The 25,250-nt window shown below is 68.4% G+C and carries 23 protein-coding genes and 1 pseudogene; 13 read left to right on the top strand and 11 right to left on the bottom strand.

Going from position 1 to position 25,250, the window contains the following annotated elements; all coding sequences use genetic code 11:
* Window positions 1–3: 3 nt before the first annotated feature.
* The 3 genes from V6M57_RS04765 to V6M57_RS04755 form a co-directional block, all read right to left on the bottom strand.
* Complete coding sequence (locus V6M57_RS04765; RefSeq protein WP_332813838.1) at window positions 4–1,314, bottom strand: TRAP transporter large permease; 1,311 nt, start codon at window positions 1,312–1,314, stop codon at window positions 4–6.
* A gap of 9 nt (window positions 1,315–1,323) precedes the next feature.
* A complete protein-coding gene (locus V6M57_RS04760) occupies window positions 1,324–1,851 on the bottom strand; it encodes a TRAP transporter small permease subunit (protein WP_332813837.1) in 528 nt (175 codons plus the stop codon).
* Between the two features lie 75 nt (window positions 1,852–1,926).
* The gene (locus V6M57_RS04755) at window positions 1,927–2,991 is read right to left on the bottom strand and encodes a C4-dicarboxylate TRAP transporter substrate-binding protein (RefSeq protein WP_332813836.1); all 1,065 of its coding nucleotides are present in this window, start codon (window positions 2,989–2,991) and stop codon (window positions 1,927–1,929) included.
* Window positions 2,992–3,092: 101 nt separating this feature from the next.
* On the opposite strand from V6M57_RS04755, the gene V6M57_RS04750 reads away from it, so the two are divergent.
* On the top strand, window positions 3,093–4,073 hold the full coding sequence (locus V6M57_RS04750) for an NADPH:quinone oxidoreductase family protein (protein WP_332813835.1): 981 nt from the start codon (window positions 3,093–3,095) through the stop codon (window positions 4,071–4,073).
* Window positions 4,074–4,269: 196 nt separating this feature from the next.
* Here the strand turns inward: V6M57_RS04750 and V6M57_RS04745 are convergent, their stop codons facing one another.
* Window positions 4,270–4,578 (bottom strand): hypothetical protein, encoded by a 309-nt coding sequence (locus V6M57_RS04745; RefSeq protein WP_332813834.1) that lies wholly within the window; start codon window positions 4,576–4,578, stop codon window positions 4,270–4,272.
* A gap of 170 nt (window positions 4,579–4,748) precedes the next feature.
* Between V6M57_RS04745 and mutS the strand changes: the two genes are divergently transcribed.
* From mutS to V6M57_RS04730, 3 genes are all read left to right on the top strand, one after another.
* Window positions 4,749–7,367: a DNA mismatch repair protein MutS gene (mutS, locus tag V6M57_RS04740; RefSeq protein WP_332813833.1), complete on the top strand. Its 2,619-nt coding sequence runs from the start codon at window positions 4,749–4,751 to the stop codon at window positions 7,365–7,367.
* Window positions 7,368–7,619: 252 nt separating this feature from the next.
* A complete protein-coding gene (locus V6M57_RS04735) occupies window positions 7,620–8,432 on the top strand; it encodes a proteasome-type protease (protein ID WP_332813832.1) in 813 nt (270 codons plus the stop codon).
* A gap of 43 nt (window positions 8,433–8,475) precedes the next feature.
* Window positions 8,476–9,282: an alpha/beta hydrolase gene (locus V6M57_RS04730; protein WP_332813831.1), complete on the top strand. Its 807-nt coding sequence runs from the start codon at window positions 8,476–8,478 to the stop codon at window positions 9,280–9,282.
* 30 nt (window positions 9,283–9,312) lie between these two features.
* Here V6M57_RS04730 and V6M57_RS04725 read toward each other — a convergent pair whose 3' ends face one another.
* The 3 genes from V6M57_RS04725 to V6M57_RS04715 all read right to left on the bottom strand — a co-directional run bounded on the left by V6M57_RS04725 (window position 9,313) and on the right by V6M57_RS04715 (window position 11,477).
* A complete protein-coding gene (locus tag V6M57_RS04725) occupies window positions 9,313–9,582 on the bottom strand; it encodes a hypothetical protein (protein WP_332813830.1) in 270 nt (89 codons plus the stop codon).
* 69 nt (window positions 9,583–9,651) lie between these two features.
* Window positions 9,652–10,476, bottom strand: coding sequence for an undecaprenyl-diphosphate phosphatase (locus tag V6M57_RS04720; RefSeq protein WP_332813829.1), 825 nt, complete (start codon window positions 10,474–10,476; stop codon window positions 9,652–9,654).
* A gap of 50 nt (window positions 10,477–10,526) precedes the next feature.
* Window positions 10,527–11,477 (bottom strand): alpha/beta hydrolase, encoded by a 951-nt coding sequence (locus V6M57_RS04715; protein WP_332813828.1) that lies wholly within the window; start codon window positions 11,475–11,477, stop codon window positions 10,527–10,529.
* A gap of 62 nt (window positions 11,478–11,539) precedes the next feature.
* On the opposite strand from V6M57_RS04715, the pseudogene V6M57_RS04710 reads away from it, so the two are divergent.
* Window positions 11,540–11,685, top strand: a pseudogene (locus V6M57_RS04710) (LytR/AlgR family response regulator transcription factor); the annotation flags it as partial.
* 372 nt (window positions 11,686–12,057) lie between these two features.
* Window positions 12,058–12,273: a hypothetical protein gene (locus tag V6M57_RS04705; RefSeq protein ID WP_332813827.1), complete on the top strand. Its 216-nt coding sequence runs from the start codon at window positions 12,058–12,060 to the stop codon at window positions 12,271–12,273.
* 18 nt (window positions 12,274–12,291) lie between these two features.
* On the opposite strand, the gene V6M57_RS04700 is transcribed toward V6M57_RS04705, so the two are convergent.
* Complete coding sequence (locus V6M57_RS04700) at window positions 12,292–12,951, bottom strand: TetR/AcrR family transcriptional regulator (protein ID WP_332813826.1); 660 nt, start codon at window positions 12,949–12,951, stop codon at window positions 12,292–12,294.
* 113 nt (window positions 12,952–13,064) lie between these two features.
* On the opposite strand from V6M57_RS04700, the gene V6M57_RS04695 reads away from it, so the two are divergent.
* From V6M57_RS04695 to V6M57_RS04670, 6 genes are all read left to right on the top strand, one after another.
* The gene (locus V6M57_RS04695) at window positions 13,065–13,937 is read left to right on the top strand and encodes an ABC transporter ATP-binding protein (protein ID WP_442968779.1); all 873 of its coding nucleotides are present in this window, start codon (window positions 13,065–13,067) and stop codon (window positions 13,935–13,937) included.
* On the top strand, window positions 13,937–14,815 hold the full coding sequence (locus V6M57_RS04690; RefSeq protein ID WP_332813824.1) for a branched-chain amino acid ABC transporter permease: 879 nt from the start codon (window positions 13,937–13,939) through the stop codon (window positions 14,813–14,815). The genes V6M57_RS04695 and V6M57_RS04690 overlap by 1 nt, the downstream gene beginning before the upstream one ends.
* 97 nt (window positions 14,816–14,912) lie before the next feature.
* Window positions 14,913–15,950 (top strand): branched-chain amino acid ABC transporter permease, encoded by a 1,038-nt coding sequence (locus V6M57_RS04685; protein ID WP_332813823.1) that lies wholly within the window; start codon window positions 14,913–14,915, stop codon window positions 15,948–15,950.
* A gap of 18 nt (window positions 15,951–15,968) precedes the next feature.
* Window positions 15,969–17,156, top strand: coding sequence for an ABC transporter substrate-binding protein (locus V6M57_RS04680; protein WP_332813822.1), 1,188 nt, complete (start codon window positions 15,969–15,971; stop codon window positions 17,154–17,156).
* Window positions 17,156–17,983 carry an ABC transporter ATP-binding protein gene (locus tag V6M57_RS04675; protein WP_332813821.1) on the top strand — a complete coding sequence of 276 codons (828 nt, stop codon included), beginning with the start codon at window positions 17,156–17,158 and terminating at the stop codon, window positions 17,981–17,983. The genes V6M57_RS04680 and V6M57_RS04675 overlap by 1 nt, the downstream gene beginning before the upstream one ends.
* 178 nt (window positions 17,984–18,161) lie before the next feature.
* Entirely contained in the window at window positions 18,162–19,961 is a 1,800-nt protein-coding gene (locus V6M57_RS04670; protein ID WP_332813869.1) for an AMP-dependent synthetase/ligase, read from the top strand.
* On the opposite strand, the gene V6M57_RS04665 is transcribed toward V6M57_RS04670, so the two are convergent.
* From V6M57_RS04665 to V6M57_RS04655, 3 genes are all read right to left on the bottom strand, one after another.
* A complete protein-coding gene (locus V6M57_RS04665) occupies window positions 19,958–21,418 on the bottom strand; it encodes an aspartate aminotransferase family protein (protein ID WP_332813820.1) in 1,461 nt (486 codons plus the stop codon). The genes V6M57_RS04670 and V6M57_RS04665 overlap by 4 nt on opposite strands.
* 14 nt (window positions 21,419–21,432) lie before the next feature.
* A complete protein-coding gene (locus tag V6M57_RS04660) occupies window positions 21,433–22,812 on the bottom strand; it encodes a glutamine synthetase family protein (RefSeq protein ID WP_332813868.1) in 1,380 nt (459 codons plus the stop codon).
* Between the two features lie 169 nt (window positions 22,813–22,981).
* On the bottom strand, window positions 22,982–23,365 hold the full coding sequence (locus V6M57_RS04655) for a hypothetical protein (RefSeq protein ID WP_332813819.1): 384 nt from the start codon (window positions 23,363–23,365) through the stop codon (window positions 22,982–22,984).
* A 167-nt stretch (window positions 23,366–23,532) separates the two neighbouring features.
* Here V6M57_RS04655 and V6M57_RS04650 point away from each other — a divergent pair.
* Window positions 23,533–25,250, top strand: a 1,718-nt coding sequence (locus V6M57_RS04650; RefSeq protein WP_332813818.1) for a glutamine--tRNA ligase/YqeY domain fusion protein, incomplete at its 3' end; no start/stop codon positions are given.

The following is a 25,250-nucleotide window of genomic DNA, read 5'->3' as shown; positions in this document are numbered from 1 at the left end:
TCCTCAATTGATCATGAGCTGCGGAAGCCAGAGACTGAGCTGTGGGAAAGCAACCAGCACGCTGAGGACAACGAGCTCGATAAGAATGAACGGCGTCACGCCGGAATAGACCTCCCCGGAACTCACCTTGCCGTTCGCAGCACCGATGACCGCGAACAGGTTGAGGCCGACGGGCGGCGTGATCGCGGAAATTTCCACCAGCTTCACGATGAGCACCGCGAACCAGATCGGATCGAGCCCGAGCGGCTCCAGTGACGGATAGATGAATGGGATGGTCATCACCATCATCGTGACGGTGTCCACGAAGCACCCCAGCACGAGATAAATCAGTACGACGAATCCGATGAAAACCAGCGGGCTCAGCTTGGCCGATTCGACGAAGTCCGTGATGGCACCGATGAACCCCATGTGCAGCAGCAACCGGCTGAACAGAAGTCCTCCGATGATGATGAGGAACAGCGACGCCGTGGTGGATACCGTCTGCGATAGAGCGTCGGCGAACTCTGCACGCCCCAATTTCCTGCGCCCGATGCAGATGGCCAGGGCACCGAGCGCCCCTGCAGTTCCTGCCGCGGAAGGCGGCATCAGCCCCGAGTAGATTCCGCCCAGGACGATGATCAGGAGCAGGCAGACCGCCCAGAGGCCTCGAAAGCTCGAGACGATGTCACCGACCGAATACCGTTTCTCCACGGTGGGCGCCCAGTCGGGCCGCATGCGCATGAAGAGTTTGACGCCGAGCATGTAAGCACCGACGGTGAGCAGGCCCGGCACGACCCCGGCCATCAGGAGTGCGCCGATCGATTCGCCGGTGAGGATCCCGTAGATGACCATGCTGATGGACGGTGGTATCAACGCGGCGAACGTCCCCGCCGCGGCAATGCAGCCCGCCGAAAGCGAGCGCTTGTAGCCGAAGCGAATCATTTCGGGGAGCGCCACCTTCGTGAAGACCGCGCCGGCCACGACGGTCGACCCGGACACGGCCCCGAATCCCGCGGACGCAAGCACCGTGGTGTAGTAAAGGCTGCCTCGGATGCCGCTGAACAGGCGATGCGCCGCCGTATAGAGTTCCCCCGTCAAGCCCGAGGTCGCGGCAAAGGCACCCATCAGCACGAACATCGGCACGACGACGAAGGCGTACTGGCTGGCGATGCTGTAGGGCAGGGTCATGAAGGTTCCGAGTGCGAAAGGCGTGCCCGCGAGGAGGCACATTCCCACGAACCCCACCCCTGCCATGCTCAGCGCCACCGGGACGCCCAGGGCAGCCACGACGAGCATGGCAACGATGATCAACGCTCCGCCGAATATCGGATCCATTGCAACCTTTCAGTGAGACAAGCCGACGGCTGCTTGTGCCGCAACAGGTTCGTGTTCGCCCCTGAACCAGCACGCGATCTGCCGCACGCATTCGAGGCAAGCCAGGGCCGCTCCAAGCGCCACGAGCACCTTGGCTGGGTAAATCGGGAAGGCGAGGCTGGCGCCCGCGGTCTCTCGCATCTCGATGCTCGATAGCGCGAGCACGCCGCTTCTCCAGGCAATCACGCCGAGAACGAAGACGGACGCGACGAGCACGAGCAGGTTCAGCCGCCTGCGGGTCGTTTCCGAGAAACGGGAAACGACGATCTCCACGCTGATGTGTTGCCGCTTGTGCTGGACATGGGCAAGCCCCATGAAGATCATCGCGGCCAGGAGCACTTCCTGCAGTTCCAGTGCCGCGGGAATCGGGGTGCCGAGAAACTGGGTCGCGATGACGTCAAGCCCCCCGAGCAGCATCAAGAGCAGGGTGGCGGCGACCGCCACCCAATACCCGAGCCTCGTGAGGAAACGAATCGTGCGGTCAAAACCTTCGAGCATTGCGGCTCCTCGTTCGCAAGTGACGGCGGCGTGCGTCCGCGCGCGGCGCACGCCGGGTGAGTGGGTGCAGACGCCTTATCGAGGAGAAGGCCGTGCCTGCTTCGATTCGATCTCTGCTCCGCGCTTTCGCCAGAACTCGGAGATCTCGCGCGCTTCCTTTCCAAGGCCCTTTGCGTCCATTTTCTCGACCCACACCTTCGAGAGATCCGGCACCTTCGCGCGCACCTTGTCCATGTCCTTGAACTCCACCACCTTGACGCGGTGCTTATCCACCATCGCGCGCAACGCCTTTTGCTCGTCCTCCTTCACCGCTGCGAGATCCCTGGCCATCGCTTCCTTGCCAACCTCCATCAACAGCTTGCGGACGCTCTCGGGCCACTTCTCGTGCCACGTCTTCCAATTCACCCAGACGGGCCAAGTGGGAATGGCGCCAAAGTGATTACCTCCGTCCCAGGTGTACTTCGCAACCTCGTAGAGCTTCATCGTATGACTGAGGTCGTGCGGCCAGAACGCACAGTCGACGGTGCCGCGCTGCAGCGATTCGTACAGGTCCGGCGTCATGAGGCTGACCGGTGTGGCACCGAGCGCCTCCCACATCATGGGAATGTATTCACCCCAGGATCGGATCTTCAGACCTGCGAAGTCCCCGATGCTCTTGACTTCCTTGGTGCAGAGCAGCCGGTAGGCGTTCAGGCTGTGAAAGAAGATGGGGTAGACATCGGCTCGCTTCAACTCGTCCCGAACCGCCGGAAACTTCTCGACGAGTTCGGCTGTTGCCGTCGTCGCGGAGACGTTGTCGCCGAACTGCATCATCACGGAGTTGGTCGCGCCGACAAGTGGCAGCTTGTTCGGGAAATAGCCCGGGGAGGTCGCGCCCAGGTCCACGGCACCCGAGGCGACGAGGTCGAGTACTTCGTTCGCCTTGCCGAGCGACTCCGACCAGAAAATCTGGATCGAGATCTTCCCCCCGCTGCGCTTCTTGACCTCGTCGGCAAACCATTTGTCGACCTTGGATCCGGTGAAGTTGGCCGGACCGAAGTGCGCCATCTTCAGGTTCATCTTGGGGTAATCCTCCCCCCACGCCGGCGCAGCCAGTCCGACAGCCACCGTCGCCATGACGGCCAGGAAAACTCTACGCATTCTTGTCTCCTTCGTTCTTGTGCCCAAAGGGGCACTCGGTTGCGGGTCCGTTTTGGATACAATATCCAGCTCAAGCCACATCGTCAAGAGGGTTTTCGAGAATGAAGGCGATCCTTTGCGAGCGTTGGGGTGGGCCGGAGACTTTGCGGATCGGCACCGTGCCGATACCGCAGCCTTCGAGGGACGAACTTCTCGTTGGTCCGCAGGCCTGGGCGGCCAACTTCGCCGATCTGGTCCTGATCGGTGGCAGCTATCACTTGAAGCCGGCGCTGCCGTTCGTTCCCGGAATGGAAATCGCCGGCCGCGTGGTTTCCGTCGGTGATGCCGTTTCGGCGTTCAAGCCAGGCGACCGGGTGGCGTGCTACGTGGAAAGCGGAGGCTTTGCTGAATATGTGGTCGCGAGGCCGGACGCAACAATGCTTCTTCCAGAGGGGATGCCCTACGAAACGGGGGCCGCGTTCCCCGCAACTTATGGCACGGCGCACATCGCACTCACGCACAGGGCCCGCGTGGAACGCGGCGAGAGCCTGCTTGTCCTGGGCGCCGCGGGCGGGGTCGGCCTGGCTGCGGTCGAGCTGGGCAAGCTGCTTGGTGCTTCCGTCATTGCCGCGGCCAGTAGCGCTGAAAAACTGCAAGTCGCGGCCGAGCACGGGGCCGATCACGTCGTCAATTACGCCGCGGACCCCCTTGTCCAACGAGTCAAGGCACTGACAAACGGGAGAGGCGTCGACGTCATTTTCGACCCTGTCGGCGGCGACCGTTTCGACGATGCCTTGAGGTGCTTGGCATTCGAGGGCAGGCTCGTCGTGATCGGCTTCGCGAGTGGGCGTATCCCCACCGCGAGCGCCGGGAGACTGCTGATCAAGAGCACCGGGGTCATGGGAAGCAGCTGGACGTTCAGCCTGAAACAGCGGCCTGCCCTGGTCAGAAAGGCATTCGAAGATCTATCGTCCTGGTACGCGTCAGGGGCGCTAAGACCCAGGATCCACGCCGTGATGCCATTCGAGAAGGCTGCCGACGCACTACGCCTCTTGTCGCAGCGGACGGTCAGCGGGAAGATCGTGCTGACCAAGCGCACATGAGCTTCGGGTTCTGCATGGCAAGCCAATTCGAGGATGTTGTGCAGGATCTTTCGGCTCGGGGCCGCGTTGTCCAGTGCGCAGCTGGCTCGATCTCCGTTCGCCGCTATGGGAGGGTGTCGTGCTGGCCGTACCTCCGGTGGTCTTCAGCTTCACGCCGCTTCAGCCCTTCACGCATTGTCCAGGGGCTCTCTAACGCTTACTCGGTCCGCCCGTTCCACGCCAGCGCCGGCCCGCGCGGCGGGTGCTTGCGGAACGCCGAGACGTAGAGCTGGCCGAAGAACAGCACGATGTTCAGCTTCTGGATGGCCTCGCGGTGCAGTCGCCAGACGTGCTGCAGCTGCGCGGGCTTGAGCCCCGTGCCCACGGCGTCGGCCAGCTCCGCGCGGGCCGCAATGGCGGCGTCCTGCGCCTTCGCCGCGGCGCGGCTGGCGGCGCTGCAGATCACCTTGAGGTAGCCGAGCTGGTGCTCGGGAACCACCACGAATTCGACCTTGTTGCCCGACATCGCCACGCCTCCCTGCGTTGTCTCGTCCGGAGCTAGGCATGGTGGCAAGCGGGACCCTGCCGCCCTGTAGGACGGCCCCGGAGGCCACTGTGGGCGGCTGCCATCGCGTGGCAACGATAATGGCCGACCGCTGTGCCAGCCGCCCCGGCCGCAGCCCCGCACGAGATCCCATGGACGAGCCCACCCACGCCGTCGCCAGCGCACCCTCCGCAGCCCACACCCCCATGATGGCGCAGTACCTCGCCATCAAGGCCCAGCACCCCGCGACCCTGGTCTTCTACCGGATGGGGGACTTCTACGAGCTGTTCTACGCCGACGCCGAGAAGGCCGCCCGGCTGCTGGACATCACGCTGACCCGCCGCGGCCTGTCGGCGGGGCAGCCGGTGGTGATGGCGGGCGTGCCCTTCCATTCGGTCGAGAGCTACCTCGCGCGCCTGATCCGGATGGGGGAGTCGGTCGCCATCTGCGAGCAGGTCGGCGACGTGGGCGCGGCCAAGGGACCGGTGGAGCGCAAGGTGGTGCGCGTGGTCACGCCCGGCACCCTGACCGACACCGAGCTGCTGGCGGAGAAGTCCGAAGCCGTGCTGCTGGCCGTGCACCAGGGTGCGCGCCACCGCTGTGGCCTGGCCTGGCTGAGCGTCACCCAGGGCGCCCTGCAGCTGGCCGAGTGCGCCGGCGACGAACTCGAGGGCTGGATCGCCCGCATCGGGCCCAGCGAACTGCTGCACAGCGCCGACGTGACGCCCGCCTTCTCGCAGCGGCTGTCGGCGCTGCGGTCCGCCGGCCCCCTGACGCTGGCCGAACGCCCCGGCTTCCAGTTCGACGCCGGCCTGGGCCTGCGCAAGCTGCTGGAGCAACTCCATGCCGCCACGCTGGGGGCCTGGGGCGCCGACGAACTGGTCCATGCGCACGCGGCCGCCGCGGCCCTGCTCAGCTACGCCGAACACACCCAGGGCCGCGCCCTGTCGCACGTGCGAGGCCTGCAGGTGCAGCGCGACGACGAACTGGTCGACCTGCCGGTCGCCACCCGCCGCAACCTGGAGCTGGTGCAGACCTTGCGCGGCGAGGACTCGCCCACCCTCTTCTCGCTGCTGGACACCTGCATGACCGGCATGGGCAGCCGCCTGCTCAAGCGCTGGCTGCTGGAACCCCGGCGCGAGCGCACGCAGGCGCTGCAGCGGCTGGACGCGATCGAGTCGCTGCGCGGCGGCGCCTGGCAGCGGCTGCGCGCCGAACTCAAGGGCAGCAGCGACGTCGAGCGCATCACGGCTCGGACCGCGCTGCGACAGGTACGCCCGCGCGAGCTGGTCGGCCTGCGGCTGTCGCTGGAGAAGGCCGGGCAGCTCTCGCGCGCCATCGAGGGCGGGACCGAGCTGCTGGATCGCCTGCGCGCCGACCTGGTGCCGCCGCCGGGTTGCGCCGAACGGCTCGCCCGCACGCTGCGGGAGGATCCGGCGGCGCTGGTGCGCGACGGCGGCGTGATCGCGGCCGGCCACGACGGCGAGCTGGACGAACTGCGCGCCATCCAGGACAACGCCGACGGTTTCCTCGTGCAGCTGGAACAGCGCGAGCGCGAGCGCACCGGCATCGCCAATCTCAAGGTCCAGTTCAACCGGGTGCACGGGTTCTACATCGAGGTCACCCAGGGCCAGCTGGACAAGGTGCCCCAGGATTACCGCCGTCGCCAGACCTTGAAGAACGCCGAGCGCTTCATCACGCCGGAGCTCAAGGCCTTCGAGGACAAGGCGCTGTCGGCGCAGGAGCGGGCGCTGGCGCGCGAAAAGTGGCTGTACGAGCAGCTGCTCGACGAGCTGCAGGCGCACGTGCCCGCCCTCACCCGGCTGGCGCGCGCCCTGGCCTCGCTCGACGCGCTGTGCGCGCTGGCCGAGCGCTCGCTGACGCTGGACTGGTGCCGCCCGCAGTTCATGAAGGAGCCCGGCATCGAGATCGTGCAGGGCCGCCACCCGGTGGTGGAAGCGCGGCTGGCCGAAACCTCCGGCGGCGCCTTCATCGCCAACGACACGCGGCTGGGCCCCAGGCAGCGCATGCAGGTCATCACCGGCCCCAACATGGGCGGCAAGAGCACCTACATGCGGCAGGTGGCACTGGTCTGCCTGCTGGCGGCCATGGGCTCGTACGTGCCGGCCGCGGCCTGCCGGCTGGGGCCGCTGGACGCGATCCACACCCGCATCGGCGCGGCCGACGACCTGGCCAATGCCCAGTCGACCTTCATGCTGGAGATGACCGAGGCCGCGCAGATCCTGCACGCCGCCACGCCGCAGAGCCTGGTGCTGATGGACGAGATCGGGCGCGGCACTTCCACCTTCGACGGCCTGGCGCTGGCCTCGGGCATCGCCGCGCACCTGCACGACAGGACGCAGGCCTTCACGCTCTTCGCCACCCACTACTTCGAGCTGACCGATTTCCCGGCCCGGCACCACGCGGCCGTGAACGTGCACGTCAGCGCGGCCGAATCGGGCAGCGACATCGTGTTCCTGCACGAGATCCAGCCGGGGCCGGCCAGCCGCAGCTACGGCATCCAGGTGGCGCGCCTGGCCGGCATGCCGGCGGCCGTGGTCAACCATGCGCGCCATGCGCTGGCCGCGCTGGAGAGCCAGCAGGAGCTCGCCCGCGAGCAGGTCGACCTGTTCGCGCCGCCCCCCGCGCCGGTCGAGCCGGGGCCCAGCGCCGTGGAAGCCGCCCTGGCGCAGCTCGATCCCGATACCATGAGTCCTCGCGAGGCGCTCGATGCGCTGTACACGCTCAAGAAGAAGCTCGGGAAGGAATGACTGCATGGCACGGCTTCGTCATCGCGCAACGGTGTCATCGCGCAAACGGTGTCATCCCGCGAACCTTGTCACCCGGCAGGAAAGGTGTCATCCCGGTGAGAGCCGGGATCCATCTCCTGCGCAACGGTCGTGCGCAGCGGGTCCGCCGGGAGGTGGATTGCGGGTCAAGCCCGCAATGACATGCATCGGATGACATGCATCGGATGACATGCATGGAGGCAAGCCCGCCATGAAACCCCTGGGGAATCGCGCATGACCTACTGCGTAGCCATCAAGCTGGACGCCGGGCTGGTGTTCCTGTCGGACTCGCGCACCAATGCGGGGGTCGACCACATCAGCACCTTCCGCAAGGTCACCGTGTACGAGCGCACGGGCGACCGCTTCATGGTGCTGCAGAGCGCCGGCAACCTGTCGATCTCGCAATCGGTGCGCGAATTGCTGCCCGTCGAGCACGTCAAGGATGCCGAAGGCGGCGACCCGATCACGATCTGGAACTGCCGCACCATGTTCGACGCTGCACGCGTGCTCGGCCAGGCCGTGCGGCGCGTTCACGATCGCGACGCCGACGCGCTGAGGGCAGCCGGGGTGGAGTTCAACGCGGCCCTGCTCTTCGGCGGCCAGATCCGCGGCGAGGACATGCGGCTGTTCCAGGTCTATTCGGCCGGCAACTTCATCGAGGCCACCGCCGACACGCCCTATTTCCAGGTGGGCGAGGCCAAGTACGGCAAGCCGGTGCTCGACCGGGTGGTGCGCCCCGACATGCCGCTGGCCGAGGCGTCCAAGTGCGCGCTGGTGTCGATGGACTCGACCATGAAATCCAACCTGTCGGTGGGCCCGCCGCTGGACCTGGTGGTGTACGAGGTCGACACCTTCCACAGCGACAAGCTGGTCAGCATCGACATGGCCAATCCGTACTTCCGCATGCTGCATTCGGTGTGGGGCCAGAAGCTGCGCGAGGTCTTCGACGCATTGCCCGATCCGGCGTGGGACGACCCGCAGGGCGGCACGCCGCTGAAGGTCCAGCACCCGCACGACCGGCCGATGGACAAGGTGACGGCGGCGTGAAGGGGCTTGCTCCAACGCCCGTGGGCCGCGGCCGGGGACGAGCATGTCCCTGATCGTCTTCTCCCACGCCAACAGCTTCCCGGCCGCGACTTACGGCGTCCTCTTCAAGCACCTGCGCTCGCGCGGGTTCGTCGTCAAGGCGGTCGACAAGTTCGGGCACGACGAGCGCTATCCGGTCAGCAGCAACTGGCCGCAGCTGGTGCAGCAGCTGCACGACTTCGCCGAGCGCGAGACGCAAAAGGCCGGCGAACCGGCCCACCTGGTGGGCCACTCGCTGGGCGGCTTCCTGAGCATCCTGTGTGCCGCGCGGCATCCGCAGCTGGCGCGCAGCGTGCTGATGCTGGATTCGCCCCTGCTGGGGGGCTGGAAGGCCACGGCGGTGGGCGCCGCCAAGCGCGCGCAGCTGGTCGGCTCCATTTCGCCGGGCCGCATCAGCCGCGCGCGCAAGAATCGCTGGCCGACCCGTGAAGCCGCATTCGAGCACTTCCGCCACAAGCGGGCCTTCGCGCACTGGGACGAGCAGGTGCTGCACGACTACGTCAACCTGTGCACGCACGACGAGGACGGCGAGCGGGCCCTGAGCTTCGACCGCGCGATCGAAACCGCGATCTACAACACCCTGCCGCACAACCTGCCGCAGGTGCTGGACCGCCATCCGCTGCGCTGCCCGGCCGCCTTCGTCGGCGGGTGCCAGTCGCAGGAGTCCAAGCAGGTGGGGCTGGGCCTGACGGCCAGGGTCACGCAGGGCCGGATGACGATGATGGACGGCAGCCACCTGTTCCCGATGGAGAAGCCGGTGGCCACCGCCGCCGCCATCGAGGCGGCGCTGCGCTCGATGGAGCACGGCTAGCGGCCGCCGCCAGGCCGGTGCGGCCCGGCCTCACTCGGACTTGGGGCGATCCTCGCCCGGATGGACCCGGCGGGTGCCGTAGTCGTTGCGGCGCAACTGCTCGAGTGCCGTGGCGGCGCCCTTGCCCCAGGTGCGCTCGGCCGCCTGGGATTCTTCGCGCGGCGTGCGCCCGGTTTCCGCCCGGCTCGGATCAGCCGGGTTTGCCGCGCCGGGAGCCGGCCCGTCCTGTTCCATCTTCTTCGTCATGCCCACGTCTGCATGCAGGACCACCTGCACCATGGAGGCGATGATGGGCGCCACTTGCCGCGCATCCCTGTGGCCGCACGCCGATGCCGGGGGTAGGACGGCGCGCTCTCTGCAAGGGCCCTGCTACCCGTGCCACTCCACCCAGCCCATCGACGAGGTGAGCAGCACCAGCAGACCGAACACGATGCGGTACCAGGCGAACGGCGTGAAGCTGTGGCTGGAGATGTACCGCAACAGCCAGCGCACGCACACCCAGGCACTGAGGAAGGAGAACAGCAGGCCCACCCCGAACAGCGGCAGGTCCTGCGCCGACAGCAGCGCACGTTCCTTGTACAGCATGTACACGCCGGCGCCGACCAGGGTCGGGATGGCCAGATAGAAGGAGAAATCGGTCGCCGCCTTGCGCGACAGCCCCAGCAGCATGCCGCCGATGATGGTGGCGCCGCTGCGGCTGGTGCCCGGGATCATGGCCAGGCATTGCACCAGGCCGACCTTGAGGGCGTCCCTGGCACCCATCTGGTCGACGTCGTGGATGCGCACGCTGGACTGCTGGCGGCGCTCGGCCCACAGGATCACCAGCCCGCCCAGGATGAAGGTGGTGGCCACGACGCCCGGCGTGAACAGGTGCGCCTTGATGGCCTTGCCCAGCAGCAGGCCGAGCACGATCGCCGGCAGGAAGCCGATGGCCACGTTCAGGGCGAAGCGCTGCGCCTGCTCCTGCGTGGGCAGCGCCACCAGGGTGGAGCGGAGCTTCTGCCAGTAGACGATGATGACCGCCAGGATCGCACCCGTCTGGATGGCGATGTCGAAGACCTTGGCCTTCTCGTCGTCGAAACCCAGCAGGGCCCCGGCGAGGATGAGGTGGCCGGTGCTGGAAATCGGCAGGAACTCGGTCAGCCCCTCCACCACCCCCATGACTGCGGCCTTGGCCAGCAGGACGACATCCACGCGCGCTCCCTTCGACGAAAGCGGGGGATTATCGTTGGCTCAGCGGCCGGCTACCCCGCCCGCAGCGCCTCGCGCAGCTGCGACGCGCAGATCTGCACCGCGACACGGGCCTCGTCGACCACCTTGCCCATGGTGATGAAGCCGTGGATCTGGCGCTCGAAGCTGACCAGCGCGGCCGTGTTGCCGCTCTCGCTGAGCTTCTGGGCATAGGCGACGCCTTCGTCGCGCAGCGGGTCGAAACCGGCCGTCAGCACCAGCGCCGGCGGCAGCCCGCGGTGGTCGTCGTGCAGCAGCGGCGACAGCCGCCAGTCCAGGTCGCCGTCCTGGCCGGCCAGGTACAGGTCGTGGAAATAGGCGATGGTGTCCCGGGTGAGCAGGTAGCCCTCGCCATTGCGGGTGTGCGAGGGCCAGCCGCGGCGCTGGTCGGTGGCCGGGTAGATCAGCAGCTGGTACGCGATCGGCAGCCCCTGGGCGCCGGCGTCGCGCTCGGTCAGCGCCACCACCGCCGCCAGGTTGCCGCCGGCGCTGTCGCCGCCCACGGCGAAGCGGGTGGCATCCAGGCCCAGTTCCTGCGCGCTGGCGTGGATCCAGCGCGTGGCGGCGATCGAATCGTCCACCGCCGCCGGAAACGGATGCTCGGGTGCGAGCCGGTAGTCCACCGAGACCACCGCGCAGCCGGAGCCGTTGCACAGCTGCCGGCACAGCACGTCGTGCGTGTCCAGGTCGCCGATCACCCAGCCGCCGCCGTGGTAGTACACCAGCACCGGCAGCGCCTGCCCGACGTCGCTGCCCAGCGGCCGGTACAGCCGCAGCGGAATGTCGCCGGCCGGCCCCGGGGCCGCCAGGTTGCGCACCAGTCCGACGTCGGGCGGCTCGGGTTGGGTGACGGTGCGCCGCAGCAGGTAGTACTCGCGCGCCTGCTCCGGCGGCAGGGTATGGGTGGGCGGGATGCCCTTTTCCACCATCAGGCGCAGCAGCATCTGGTCGGCCGGGTGCAGCATCGTGGGTCTCCTGGGTTGTCGGCCCGGCAAGTCTGACACAGCGGCCCGGGCGCGCTGCGCTCCGCCTGGATGCCGCCGAGTTCTGGCAGTTGCACCGCGGCACCGTCGTGCGCGCCGCGACGAAGCCGGCAGGCTGCACCTGACGCTGCGCGGCCGGCCGGAGCGCTGGAGCGTGAGCCGGCTGTACGCGCACCGGTTCAGGGCGATGCAGCCCAAATGCGGCCCCGTCCTACAGGCGCCGGCCGGGGCCTGCGGTCTACTACGCCCATCGGTTTGCGGGGCTGGCCCGAATGGATCGACCAGCCCTGCCACGGAAATCACCCCGACTCCTCTGAGTCCCCTCCTCCTCCGGGGTGAGCTGGTCCGGCCCTCCGTCCCGCGACTGGCAAGTTGCCCCCAAGCCACCGGCTTGGGGGCTCTTTTTTTTCCCGTTCCATCTTGGAGCATGCAAGCGATGGGCCGGGTAGGGTCCATCCTACCGGCGCTGCTGAAGCGTTCGGGCACGTCTGTTGCGTTCGATTGGGTACCTTGTCGCCGTGCGGCGTCACCTCCTGGCCCGCCCGCCGTCCAACCCAAGCCCATGGCCCGCGACGATTCCCGCCCCTCGCACGACAGCGAACGACGCTCCGGCAACGGGCGTGGGCGTGCCACGGCCGGCCCGCAGGCGCGGCGCGGCAACAGCGGCTACGGCATGGACAGCATCCGGCGCAACCTGCGGGTGCAACTGGAGCAGCGCCGGCTGCTTCGGCCGGGTTCACCCTGGGACGAGGACGACAGGAGCAACGACCCGTCCTGAGGCCGGACGAGGTGGACCTCAGGTCTTGGTCGCACGGCGCCGCGTGACGATGCCGTTGAGCACCAGCGCGATGCCGCGGTCGGCGATCTGCTCGGGCGAGAGCTCGCCGTCCGGCCGGTACCAGCGGCCGATCCAGCTGAGCGCGCCGCCCAGCATGAAGGCAGCCATCTTGGGGTCGCAGGGCGCGATGCTGCCCTCCTGGATGCCCTCGGCCACCAGGCGGCGGAACTCCTGGTCGATGCCCGACTTGAGCGCGCGCAGCTCGCGCCGCAGCGGCGGCGGCAGCGGGTCCTCGCCGATGCGGATCACGCAGCGCCCGAACTCCTGCGTGACGATGAGCGCGTAGACCCGCATGCAGGCCACCAGCTGGTCGATCGCGCGGCCGCCGGCACGGCGCACCACGACGATCTCGTCGCGCATCATGCCCAGCGCGGTGCGCACGCATTCGAGCAGGATGTCGTCCTTGCTCTTGACGTAGTAGTACAGCGTCGGCTTGGTCACGTGCAGCCGCTCGGCGATGTCGTCGAGCGAGGTGGCGTGGAAGCCCCGCTCGTTGAACAGCTGCGCCGCCGCGTGCAGCACCGCCTGGCGCTTCAGCTCGCGCTGCTGCGCCCGCGTGTCCGCCGCCAGCCACGGCGATTCGGGGGCGGCGGCGGGGCGACTGGACGGAGGGCTCATGGCTCTGGCTGGGGTATTTCCCGATGCCTCGTGACCGTTGAGCATCGAAGATGGTTACCGACCAGTAGAAATTCTACGAACGAGTAACACCCCTGGGCACCACGCAAACCCTGATGCCGCCCTTGTCCGCAGTTCCCGAGCCCGGCGCGTCCGGCGCGCCCGTCCTGCAGGTGCGCGAGCTGACGCTCGCCTTCGGCGGCGTGAAGGCGCTCACCGGCGTCACGCTGGACGTGCAGCCCGGCTCCATCACCGCGGTGATCGGCCCCAACGGCGCCGGCAAGACCTCCCTGTTCAACACCATCTCCGGCTTCTACCGGCCGGCCTCCGGCCGGGTGCTGTTCGACGGCGCCGACATCACCCGCACACCGGCGCCGCGCCGCGCCGCCATGGGGCTGGCGCGCAGCTTCCAGAACATCGCCCTGTTCCGCGGCATGACCGTGCTGGACAACATCAAGCTGGGCCGGCACGCGCACCTGAAGTCCAACGTGCTGGATGCGCTGCTGTACGTCGGCCGCGCGCGGCGCGAGGAGGCTGAACTGCGGCGCGAAGTGGAGGAACGGATCATCGACTTCCTCGAGATCGACCACATCCGCCACGCACCGGTGGCCGCCCTGTCCTACGGCCTGCAAAAGCGGGTGGAGATGGCGCGCGCGCTGGCCATGCAGCCCAAGGTGCTGATGCTCGACGAGCCGGTGGCCGGCATGAACCGCGAGGAAACCGAGGACATGGCGCGCTTCATCCTCGACGTGCGGCGCGAGTGGGGCGTGACGGTGCTGATGGTGGAGCACGACATGGGCATGGTCATGGACCTGTCCGACCACGTGGTGGTGCTCAACTTCGGCCAGGTGATCGCCAGCGGCAAGCCCGCCGAAGTACAGGCCAACCCCGAGGTGGTGCGCGCCTACCTGGGCGCCGGCGACATCGGCGAGCTGCGCCGCAAGCTGCGCGCGGCGCCCCCGGCGCCCGCGGCGGCGGGGGTGGCCTGATGGACTGGGCCTACCTGTTCGAGATCTCGCTGACCGGCGTGGCCGGCGGCGGCCTGTATGCGCTGGCGGCGCTGGCCTTCGTGCTCGTGTACAAGGCCACCCGCGTGGTCAACCTGGCCATCGGCGAGATGCTGATGGTCGGCGCCTACCTGTTCTTCGCCTTCGCCGCCTCGTTCGCACTGCCGATCTGGCTGGCGATCCTCGGCGCCGTGCTGGGCGCCGGCCTGCTGGGCGCCGTGATCGAGCGCACCATGATCCGCCCGCTGCTGGGCGAGCCGCCGATCTCGGCCTTCATGGTGACGGTGGGGCTGGGTTCCATCCTGGTCGGCCTGGTGGAGATCATCTGGACCGCCGACCAGCGCCGCCTGCCCGAGTTCTTCCCCAACACACCGGTGATGGTCGGCGATGCCTTCCTCGCGCCCAAGGTCGCCTACGGCGCGCTGGCCGCCACCGCACTGATCGCGCTGGCGCTGCTGCTGTTCCGCTTCTGGCGCGGCGGCGTCGCCCTGCGCGCCACCGCCTCCGACCAGGGCGCCGCCTACATGATGGGCATCAACGTGCCGCGCGTGTTCTCGCTGGCCTGGGTGGCGTCGGCCATGATCGCCGCGGTCGCCGGCATCGTGGTCGGCGCCATCGGGGGCATCTCCTCCTCGATGGGCGTGTTCGGGCTGTCGGTGCTGGTGGTGGTGATCGTCGGCGGCCTGGACAGCGTGCTGGGCGCGCTGGTCGGCGGCCTGTTCATCGGCCTGGTGGAAGCGCTGGCCGGCGCCTTCCTGGGCGCCGAATACAAGCTGCTGGCCACCTTCGTGGTGCTGGTGGTAGTGCTGATGATCCGGCCCTACGGCCTGTTCGGCACCCACGAGATCGAGAGGCTCTAGAGAACATGAACCCCCACGTTTCACGCTTCGCGTGTGCACTGCCCCCCGAGGGGGCGCAGTCCGCCCTTGGGGCGGCCCGGCGGGCGGACTGATCGCGATGCGAATCGGCACCCTCAAGGAAAGCTACGTCGCGGACGCCGCGCTGTTCGACTCGGCCACCCAGAAGACCTGGCTGGGCGTGGGTGCGGCGCTGCTGCTGCTGTTCCCCTTCCTGGCCAACGACTACTGGCTGTACCTGGCCTGCCTGGTCGCGATCAACGTCGCCAGCGCCACCGGGCTGAACATCCTGACCGGCTACACCGGGCTGGTGAGCCTGGGCCAGGCGGCCTTCATGGGCCTGGGCGCCTACACCGTGGCCATCCTGCAGATCCGCGCCGGCACGCCCTTCCTGCTGAACCTCCTGGCCGGCGGCTTCGTCGCCATGGTCGGCGGGCTGGTGGTGGGCATCCCCTCGCTGCGGGTCAAGGGCCTGTACCTCGCGATCGCCACCATCGCGGCCTCGTTCATCGCCCACTTCCTGTTCGCCAACCTCGAATTCACCGGTGGCACCGGCGGGCTGTCGCTGCCGCCGGCGGAGCTGTTCGGTCTGGCACTGGACCGGCCTTCGCGCATCTACTGGCTGATCGTGCCGGTCACGGTGCTGATGGTGCTGGGCGCGGCCAACCTGTTCCGCACCCGCGTGGGCCGCGCCTTCATCGCCATCCGCGACCGCGACATCTCGGCCGAGGTGCTGGGCATCCCGCTGCTGCGCTACAAGCTGCTGTCGTTCGGCCTGTCCTCGTTCTACGCCGGCGTGGCCGGCGGCCTGTGGGCCTACTTCTTCCGGGTGGTCACGCCCGAGAGCTTCCCGCTGCTGATGTCCATCTTCTTCCTGGCCGCCATCATCGTGGGCGGCATGGGCACCATCCTGGGCGGCATCCTGGGCGCCGTCTTCATGACCATGGTGCCGGAGCTGCTCAAGCTGGTGTTCGACCTGCTGCCCGGCGGCAGCGAGATGACGGTGTTCCTGTCGCCGGTGCGCACCGTCGTGTTCGGCGCGCTGATCGTCGGTTTCCTGGTGTTCGAGCCCAACGGGCTCGCCGAAGTGTGGCGGCGCATCCGCCGCTTTTTCCATCTGTGGCCGTTCCGTAACTGAGTAACGAAGGAGACATCCATGCAATCCGACAAGCCCCTGACGATGCGCCGCCGCAGCCTGGTGCTGGGCAGCGCCGCCGCGGCCGCCAGCCTGGCCGCACCCGGCCTGGCCCAGGCGCAGGCCGAAGACATCGTCATCGGCGGCTCCATCCCCATGACCGGCGTGTTCGCCTTCGCGGGCATCGGCATCAATGCCGGCATCAGCGACTACGTGAAGATCGTCAACGACGCCGGCGGCATCAAGGGCCGCAAGGTCCGCTACGTGCCGGAAGACACCGGCTACAAGGTCGACGTGTCGGTGGCCGCGTTCAAGAAGATCACCAGCCAGAACAAGGTCAACCTGTACTACGGCGACTCCACCGGCTTTTCCAAGACCATCAACCCGGAGCTGGACCGCAACGGCAACATCCTGATGGCCGGCGCCTCCTTCGCCACCGAGCTGAACGATCCGAAGAAGTTTCCCAACCAGTTCCTGGTGGGCCCCGACTACACCGAGATGTTCGGCATCCTGCTGCGCCACATCGCCAGGGAGAAGCCGGGCGCCAAGGTGGCCTTCGTCTATTCCGACTCCGAGTTCGGCCGCGACCCGATCGACGAGAGCGAGGCGCTCGCGAAGAAGCTGGGGCTGTCGGTGCCGGCCAAGATCATGACCCCGCCCGGCAGCGTGGACGTGTCCACCGAGGTGATCAAGCTGCGCCGCGCCGCGCCCGACTACACCATCTTCCACGGCTACATCCTGGCGCCCATCCCCGAGTTCATCCAGCAGGGCAAGCAGCAGGGCATGACCAGCAAGTGGATGGGCACCTTCTGGACCATGGACAGCTCCACCGTCATGAAGATGGGCGAGGCCGGCGACGGCTTCATGGGCGTGATGCCCTACCGCTACTACTACGACACCGAGAAGGCGCCGATGCTGGAGAAGATCCGCGCCATGCGGCCGGAGTACCAGAGCACGGCCTACACGCAGGGCTTCCTGACGGCGATGCTGTTCGTCGAATCGGCCAGGCGCACGCTCGAAGCCGGCAAGCCGCTGACGGGCGCCAACCTGAAGGCGGCGCTGAACTCCATCAAGGACTTCGACACCGGCGGCATCATCGGCAAGCCCATCACCATCAAGGGCAACTCCATCCCGGTGGGCCGGGTCTACCGCGCCGACATGAAGGCGAAGAAGATGGTGCCGGCCTCCGACTGGATCGCGCTGAACTGATGTCGGGTCCGGCGGCCAGGGCGGCGGACCTGATCCTCGAGGTCAACAACATCGAGGTGGTCTACAACAAGGTCGTGCAGGTGCTGCGCGGCCTGTCGCTGGCCGTGCCGCGCGGCCGCATCGTCGCGCTGCTGGGCGGCAACGGCGCGGGCAAGTCCACCACCCTGAAGGCGATCTGCGGGCTGCTGCCGCTGGAAGACGGCGAACTGCAGGCCGGCCAGATCGGCTTCGACGGGCAGGACACCGCCCGCCTGGCGCCGCAGCAGCTGGTGCACCGGGGCCTGTGCCACGTGATGGAAGGCCGGCGCATCTTCGCCGACCTGACCGTGGAGGAGAACCTGGTGGCCGCCACCTACGCGCAGGCCGGCCGCAAGGCGCAGCCGCGCGACTTCGACGCGGTCTATTCGTACTTCCCGCGGCTGCACGAGCGGCGCCGCGGGACCGCCGGCTACCTGTCGGGCGGCGAGCAGCAGATGCTGGCCATCGGCCGCGCGCTGGTGGGCGACCCGCAGCTGATCCTGCTGGACGAGCCCTCGCTGGGCCTGTCGCCACTGCTGGTGGAGGAGATCTTCACCATCATCGCGCGCATCAATGCCGAACGCGGCGTCTCCATGCTGCTGGTGGAGCAGAACGCCAGCATCGCGCTGGCCGTGGCGCACGATGGCTACATCATGGAAAACGGCAAGATCGTCATCGACGGTACTGCGGAGCGGCTGGCCGACGACCCGGACGTGCGCGAGTTCTACCTGGGCATGGGCGGCGCCGGGCACGCCAAGAGCTTCCGCGAGCTGAAGCACTACAAGCGGCGCAAGAGATGGCTGTCATGACCCACCCCCGAAGCGCCTGCGGCGCTCCCCCCTCAAGGGGGTGTTACCAGCGGCCCGGCAAAGCCGGTTCCGCGGTGGCCCTGGAATTGCCCTCGCGAATTCCACGCGGGTGGCTCGCAATGGAGAACCGGGGTTGAGCGCGTTTCACAATCACCTTCCCGAGAAGACCCTGCCGCAGATGCTGCGCGAGCAGGCGCGCCGCCAGGGCGGGCGCGTGGCCATCCGGCAGAAGGACTTCGGCATCTGGAACCCGCTGACCTGGGCCGACTACCTGCGCCGGGCCAGCCACTTCGGGCTGGGCCTGTCCACGCTGGGCGTGGCGCGCGGCGGCCATGTCGGCGTGATCTCCGAGAACCGGGTCGAGTGGGTGCTGGCCCAGATGGGCAGCGGCCTGGTCGGCGCCGTGACCGTCGGCGTCTACCCCACCAGCCCGAGCAACGAAGTGGCCTACGTGGTCGGCCACGCCGATTGCGAGGTGGTGGTGTGCGAGGACCAGGAGCAGACCGACAAGCTGCTGGCCACGCTCGACCAGCTGCCGAAGCTGCGCCGCATCGTCGTCATCGAGACCAAGGGCCTGGCCAGCTTCACGCCGGCCGAGCGCGAGCGCATCGTCACCTTCGCCGAGGTCGAGGCCGCCGGCCGCGCCCTGCAGCAGCAGGAGGGCGACGCCCGCATCGACGCCGCCCTGGCCGCGCAGACGCTGGACGACATCGGCCTGATGATCTACACGTCCGGCTCCACCGGCGCGCCCAAGGGCGCCATGACTTCCTGGCGCAACATCCGCGGGGTGGTGCCCGGCATCGTGGAGCGCCTGCAACTGGACGAGCGGACCTCGCACCTGTCGTACCTGCCGCTGTGCCACGTGGCCGAGCAGATGCTGACCACCTTCGTGCCGCTGTACCTGGGCTCGCAGGTGAACTTCGGCGAATCGATCCGCACCGTGCAGGAGGACCTGCGCGAAGTGGCGCCCAGCATGTTCCTGGGCGTGCCGCGCATCTGGGAGAAGCTGCACGCCTCGATCACGATCAAGATGCAGGAAACCGGGCCGCTGCGCCGCCGCCTGTTCGAGCGGGCGCTGGCCGCCTGCGGCCCGCTGGCCGAGAAGCCGCGCGGCCGGTGGACGTTCGGCGAGAAGATCGGCTACTTCGTCTCGTACTGGACGGTGCTGCGCTCGCTGCAGAACTTCGTCGGACTGCGCCGGGCGCGGGTGGCGCTCACCGGCGCCGCGCCGATCCCGCCGGACGTGGTGCGCTTCTTCCGCACGCTGGGCCTCCCGCTGGTGGAGGTGTACGGCCTGACCGAGTCCACCGGCATGATCACCGGCCAGCGCCTGGACGACGTGAAGATCGGCACCGTCGGGCCGCCCACGGTGGGCGTGGAGCACCGCATCGGCGAGCAGGGCGAGCTGCTGGTGCGCGGCGACGTGGTGTTCGCCGGCTACTACAAGAACCCCGAGGCGTCGGCGGCGGCGGTGCGCGACGGCTGGCTGCACACCGGCGACGTGGTGGAGCAAGGGGCGAACGGCCACCTGCGCATCGTCGACCGGCTCAAGGACATCATGATCACCGCCGGCGGCAAGAACCTCACGCCGTCGGAGATCGAGAACACCCTGAAGGGCAGCCCCTTCATCAAGGAATGCATCGTGGTGGCCGAGGCGCGCAAGTTCGTCTCGGCGCTGATCCAGATCGACTACGAGACCGTGGGCAAGTGGGCCGAGGCGAACCGGCTGGCCTTCACCCACTTCCGCTCGCTGGTGGAGAACCCGCGCGTGCGCGAGCTGATCGCCGCCGAGGTCGACCGCGGCAACCAGCGCCTGGCCCAGGTGTCGCAGGTGCGCAAGTTCCACCTGCTCACCAAGGAGCTGGACCACGACGACGGCGAGGTCACCGCCACCATGAAGGTGCGCCGCGCCAGCGTGTACAAGGCCTACGCGCAGGAGATCGAGGGCCTCTACGCGTCCGGGGCGGGAGCGGCCTAAGCGGCCGGAGAACCGGCCCCGCCCGGCTCCATCCACCCGACCGCGCGCGCCTGCGCATGCGTGCGGTCCAGGGCCTGGCGGATCAGCCCGTACAGCTCGTCCACCTGCGCCCGGGTCGTGATCAGCGGCGGCGCGACGATCATCCGGTCTCCCACCGCCCGCATCACCAGCCCCAGGTCGAAACAATGCCTGCGGCACGCCAGGCCGACGGCCGTCTCCGGGGCGAAGGCTTCGCCCCGCGAGGGATCGCGGCACAGCTGGATGGCGGCCATCAACCCGCAGCTCTGGACCTCCCCCACCAGCGGGTGGTCCCGCAGCTCCGCGAGCCGCCCCGCCAGGTAGGGGCCGGTGTCTGCGCGCACCTGCTGCACCAGCCCCTGCTGCTCGATCAGGTCCAGGTTCGCCAGGGCCACGGCGCAGGCCACCGGGTGGCCCGAGTACGTGTACCCGTGCTCGAACTCCCCGCCACGCTCGATCAGCACGCGCGCGATCCGCTCCCCGACCATCACGCCGCCCAGCGGCACGTACCCGCTGGTCACGCCTTTCGCGAACGTCATCAGGTCCGGCGCGGTCCCGAAGGTCTCGCAGCCCCACCACCGGCCCGTGCGGCCGAATCCGCAGACGACCTCGTCGCTCACCAGCAGGATGCCGTGGCGCTCGCAGATGCGCTGGATCTCCGGCCAGTAGGTGGCCGGCGGCACGATCACGCCGCCGGCGCCCTGCACCGGCTCGCCGATGAAGGCGGCGACCCGGTCGGAGCCGATCTCCGCGATCTTCTCCTCCAGCCAGCGGGCCGCGACGACGCCGAAGGCGTCGCGGCCGAGTCCCTTCGCCGCCCCGTCGCGATGCGCCCAGTAGTGCGGCTGGTCGATGTGGACGATGCCCGGGAGGGGCAATCCCCCTTGCCGGTGCATCGCCGCCATGCCGCCCAGGGAGGCCGCCGCCAGCGTGGAGCCGTGGTAGGCGTTGAGCCGCGAGACGATCACCTGGCGCTGCGGCTGCCCCACCAGGTCCCAGTAACGGCGCACCAGCCGCACGACGGTGTCGTTCGCCTCGGAGCCGGAACTGCCGAAGAACACGTGCCCGAACTGCGCGGGCGCCAGCGCAGCGAGCCGCTCGGCCAGGGCGGCGGCCGCCGGCGTCGTGGTCTGGAAGAAAGCGTTGTAGTACGGCAGGGTCCGCATCTGCTGCGTGGCGGCCTCGACCAGCGCATCCTGGCCATAGCCGACGTTCACGCACCACAGCCCCGACATCGCATCGAAGATCCGGTGGCCCTCGCTGTCCCACACGTACACGCCCTCGCCGCGGGTGATCACGCGCACCCCCTGGGCGGCGAGCGCCTGGTGGTCCGTGAACGGGTGCAGGAAGTGCGACGCGTCCGCGGCCTGCCACTCGCCGGTGCTGCGCCGCGCGAACGGCGGCAGGTCCGTCCTGAAGGCTGGCGTGTTGGCCGTCATGTCGCGTCTCCTGCTCAGACGTGGAGTAGGAGGTGCTCGCGCTCCCAGGGCGAGATCACCCGCATGAACTCCTCGTGCTCGAGGTCCTTGATTTCGGTGTACACGGTCAGGAACTCCTTGCCGAGCACCTCGGCCAGGTCCTGTTCGGCACGCAACAGCGACACCGCTTCGCCCAGGCTGCGGGGGAGCTCGAACGCGCTCTGGTAGGCGCTGCCCTTGCACTCCTCGGTGGGCTCGATGCGCTGCTCGATGCCCAGCAGGCCGCAAGCCAGCGTGGCCGCCAGCGCCACGTAGGGATTCGCATCCGCACCGATGACCCTGTTCTCGACGCGGCGGGCCCGCGGCGTGGAGACCGGGGAGCGGATCCCCACGGTCCGGTTGTCCACGCCCCACTGGATGTTGATCGGGGCCGCGGTGAAGCGCGCCAGGCGCCGGTAGCTGTTGACGTACGGCGCGAAGAGCGCCATGGCGGCCGGGATGTATTTCTGCAGGCCGCCGATGTACCAGTAGAACTCCTGGCTGGGCGTGCCGTCCTCGTTGCTGAACAGGTTGCGTTCGCTGTCCCGGCTCACCAGGCTCTGGTGCACGTGCATGGCGCTGCCCGGCTCGCCCGCGATCGGCTTGGCCATGAACGTGGCGTACATGTCGTGCCGCAGGGCCGCCTCGCGGACCGTGCGCTTGAACAGGAAGACTTCGTCGGCCAGCGCCAGCGGCGCCGAGTGGAAGAAATTGATCTCCATCTGGCCGGCGCCCACCTCGTGGATCAGCGTGTCCACGTTCAGCTCCATCTTCTCGCAGTAGTCGTAGACGTCCTCGAACAGCGGGTCGAACTCGTTGACGGCGTCGATGGAGTACGCCTGGCGGGAGGTTTCGGCGCGGCCGCTGCGCCCGATGGGCGAGCGCAGCGGCTGGTCGGGATCGGTGTTGCGGGCCACGAGGTAGAACTCCAGCTCCGGCGCCACCACGGGAATCCAGCCCTTGCGGTCGAACAGCTCGCAGACACGGCGCAGCACCGCCCGCGGCGCGAACGGCACCAGCCGGCCGTCGCGGTCGTAGCAGTCGTGGATCACCTGCGCCGTGGGGTCGGCCGCCCAGGGGACGATCCGCACGGTGGTGGGGTCGGCCACGAGGTGCATGTCGGCGTCGTTGCGGCTGACGACGTCGAAGTAGGGCCCCTGGTCCGGATATTCGCCGGTGACGCTCATGGCCACCACGACTTCGGGAAGCCGCATCCCGCGGTCTTCCGTGAACTTCTCCCGCGGAAGGATCTTGCCCCTGGCCACGCCGGTGAGGTCCGGCACCAGGCATTCGATCTCGGTGACGCGGTGCGCGTTGAGCCAGTTGTCCAGTTCGGCGAACTGGAACGGCCGACGGTCTTGCAGGAAGGGGGCCATGGTGTCGTCGCTCGCGAGAGCCACGAAATCATCCTAGTCCACCGGGCCCGCCGATCGGCTGCCGGGCTGGCTCCAAAGAGCCATCCGCGCGCACCAAAAAAAACCCCGCGGCGCGGGGGCGCACGCGGGGGACCTTGGAGAAAAACGGTTGTGCTTGCCGGGCTGGCGATCAGCGCCAGTGACCATGGCCCCGGTGGCCGTTGCCATGCCCGTGGCCGCGGTTCTTGAAGTGGCGGTGGCCGTGGCCATCGAAGTGGCTGCGGGAGTGCCAGCCGCTGCGGTAGACCACCACCGGCGCCGGTTGCTGGTAATAGATGCCGCCCGGGTAGACCACCTGCGGCGAGGTGTACACCACCGGCGGCACGATGACCGGCGCGGGCACCACCACGACCGGGGCAACGGGACGGTGGTTGCCGACATCGACGTGGACGCCCGGCGCGGCCTGCACGCCGACCGACCAGTACACGTCGCGGGCCTGGGCCGCACCCATGGCGGCGAATGCCAGCGAACCCAGAAGGGCGGCCTTGCCGATGAGGGAACGGTTGGAACTCATGGGGAAATCTCCTGTTAAGGGTTGCCGCGGCATGCAGGGCACACCGATGTGCGTATTTAACGCTGGGGCAGCCCTGCTGACTACGCGGGGCAGGTCAAGAGCGTTGCGAGACGTAACCCAGCGCAGCCGGGGTAACCCGTAGAGCCCAACCTAGAATCAGCCCCGATATGACCTCCCCCGCCGAGAAAGACAGCGCCAAGCCCAGCCATTTCCTGCGCCAGATCATCGAGCGCGACCTCGAACAGGGCACGTACTCGCAGCGGCGCTGGGCCGGCCACCCGGGTGATGCGGCCACGCAACAGGCGGGCCCGCCCGACCCTGCGCGCATCCGCACCCGCTTTCCGCCCGAGCCCAACGGCTACCTGCACGTGGGCCATGCCAAGAGCATCTGCCTGAATTTCGGGCTGGCCCGCGACTACGGCGGCATCTGCCACCTGCGCTTCGACGACACCAACCCCGAGAAGGAAGAGGTCGAGTACGTCGAATCGATCAAGGACGCGGTGCGCTGGCTGGGATTCGACTGGGAGGCCAAGGGCACCCGCCACCTCTACCAGGCCAGCGACTACTTCGACTTCATGTACCGCGCCGCCGAATACCTGGTGGGCGCCGGCCTGGCCTACGTGGACGAACAGACGCCGGAGCAGATGCGCGCCAACCGCGGCGACTTCTCGCGGCCGGGCGTGGACAGCCCCTTCCGCAACCGGTCGGCGGACGAGAACCTGCAGCGCTTGCGCGCCATGCGCGACGGCCAGCTGCCCGACGGCGCCGCGGTGCTGCGCGCGAAGATCGACATGGCCAGCCCGAACATCAACATGCGGGATCCGGCCCTGTACCGCATCAAGCATGCGGAGCACCACAACACCGGCGACAAGTGGTGCATCTACCCCATGTACACCTTCGCGCACCCGATCGAGGACGCGCTGGAGAACATCACCCACAGCTTCTGCACGCTGGAGTTCGAGGACCAGCGGCCGTTCTACGACTGGCTGCTGGACCGGCTGGCCGAGGGCGGGCTGGTCAACAAGCCGCACCCGCGCCAGTACGAGTTCGCGCGGCTGAACCTGACCTACGTGGTCACCAGCAAGCGCAAGCTCAAGCAGCTGGTCGACGAAGGCCACGTGGGCGGCTGGGACGACCCCCGCATGCCCACCATCGTCGGCCTGCGCCGGCGCGGCTACACGCCCGAATCGCTGCAGCTGTTCGCCGAGCGCATCGGCGTGAGCAAGGCCGATAGCTGGATCGACTACTCGGTGCTGGAAGGCGCGCTGCGCGACGACCTGGACCCCAGGGCCGCGCGCGCCATGGCGGTGCTGGACCCGGTGAAGCTGGTGATCGAGAACTGGGGCGAGGTCATGGGCGGCGACGACCAGCTCGATGCCTGCAGCGCGCCGGTGCACCCGCACGACGCCTCGCGCGGGCGGCGGCAGTTCACGTTCGGGCGCGAGCTGTGGATCGAGCGCTCGGATTACGAGGAAGCCCCGCCCAAGGGCTTCTTCCGTTTGTTCCCGGGGAACAAGGTGCGGCTGAAGTACGGGCACGTGGTGGAGTGCGTCGGCGCCGACAAGGACGCGAACGGCGCCATCACGCAGGTGCGCGCGAAGCTGATCCCGGACACCAAGAGCGGGACACCGGGGGCCGACGCCGTGAAGGTGAAGGGCAACATCACCTGGGTGGGCGTGGCCGATGGCCTGAAGGCGGAAGTGCGGCTCTACGACCGCCTGTTCGCCGTGCCGCAGCCGGGGACGGGCGAGAAGGACTTCCTGGAGGAGATCAACCCGGATTCACTGAAGGTGGTGACGGCGTACGTGGAGCCGTCACTGCGGGAGGCGAAGGGGGACGAGAAGTTCCAGTTCGAGCGGCACGGGTACTTCGTGGCGGATCGGGT

The organism is Ramlibacter sp., assembly GCF_036676645.1.
Lineage (GTDB): Bacteria > Pseudomonadota > Gammaproteobacteria > Burkholderiales > Burkholderiaceae_C > Ramlibacter.
The sequence above is the reverse complement of the archived record's forward strand: the minus strand, read 5'-3'. Positions and strand labels throughout refer to the sequence as shown.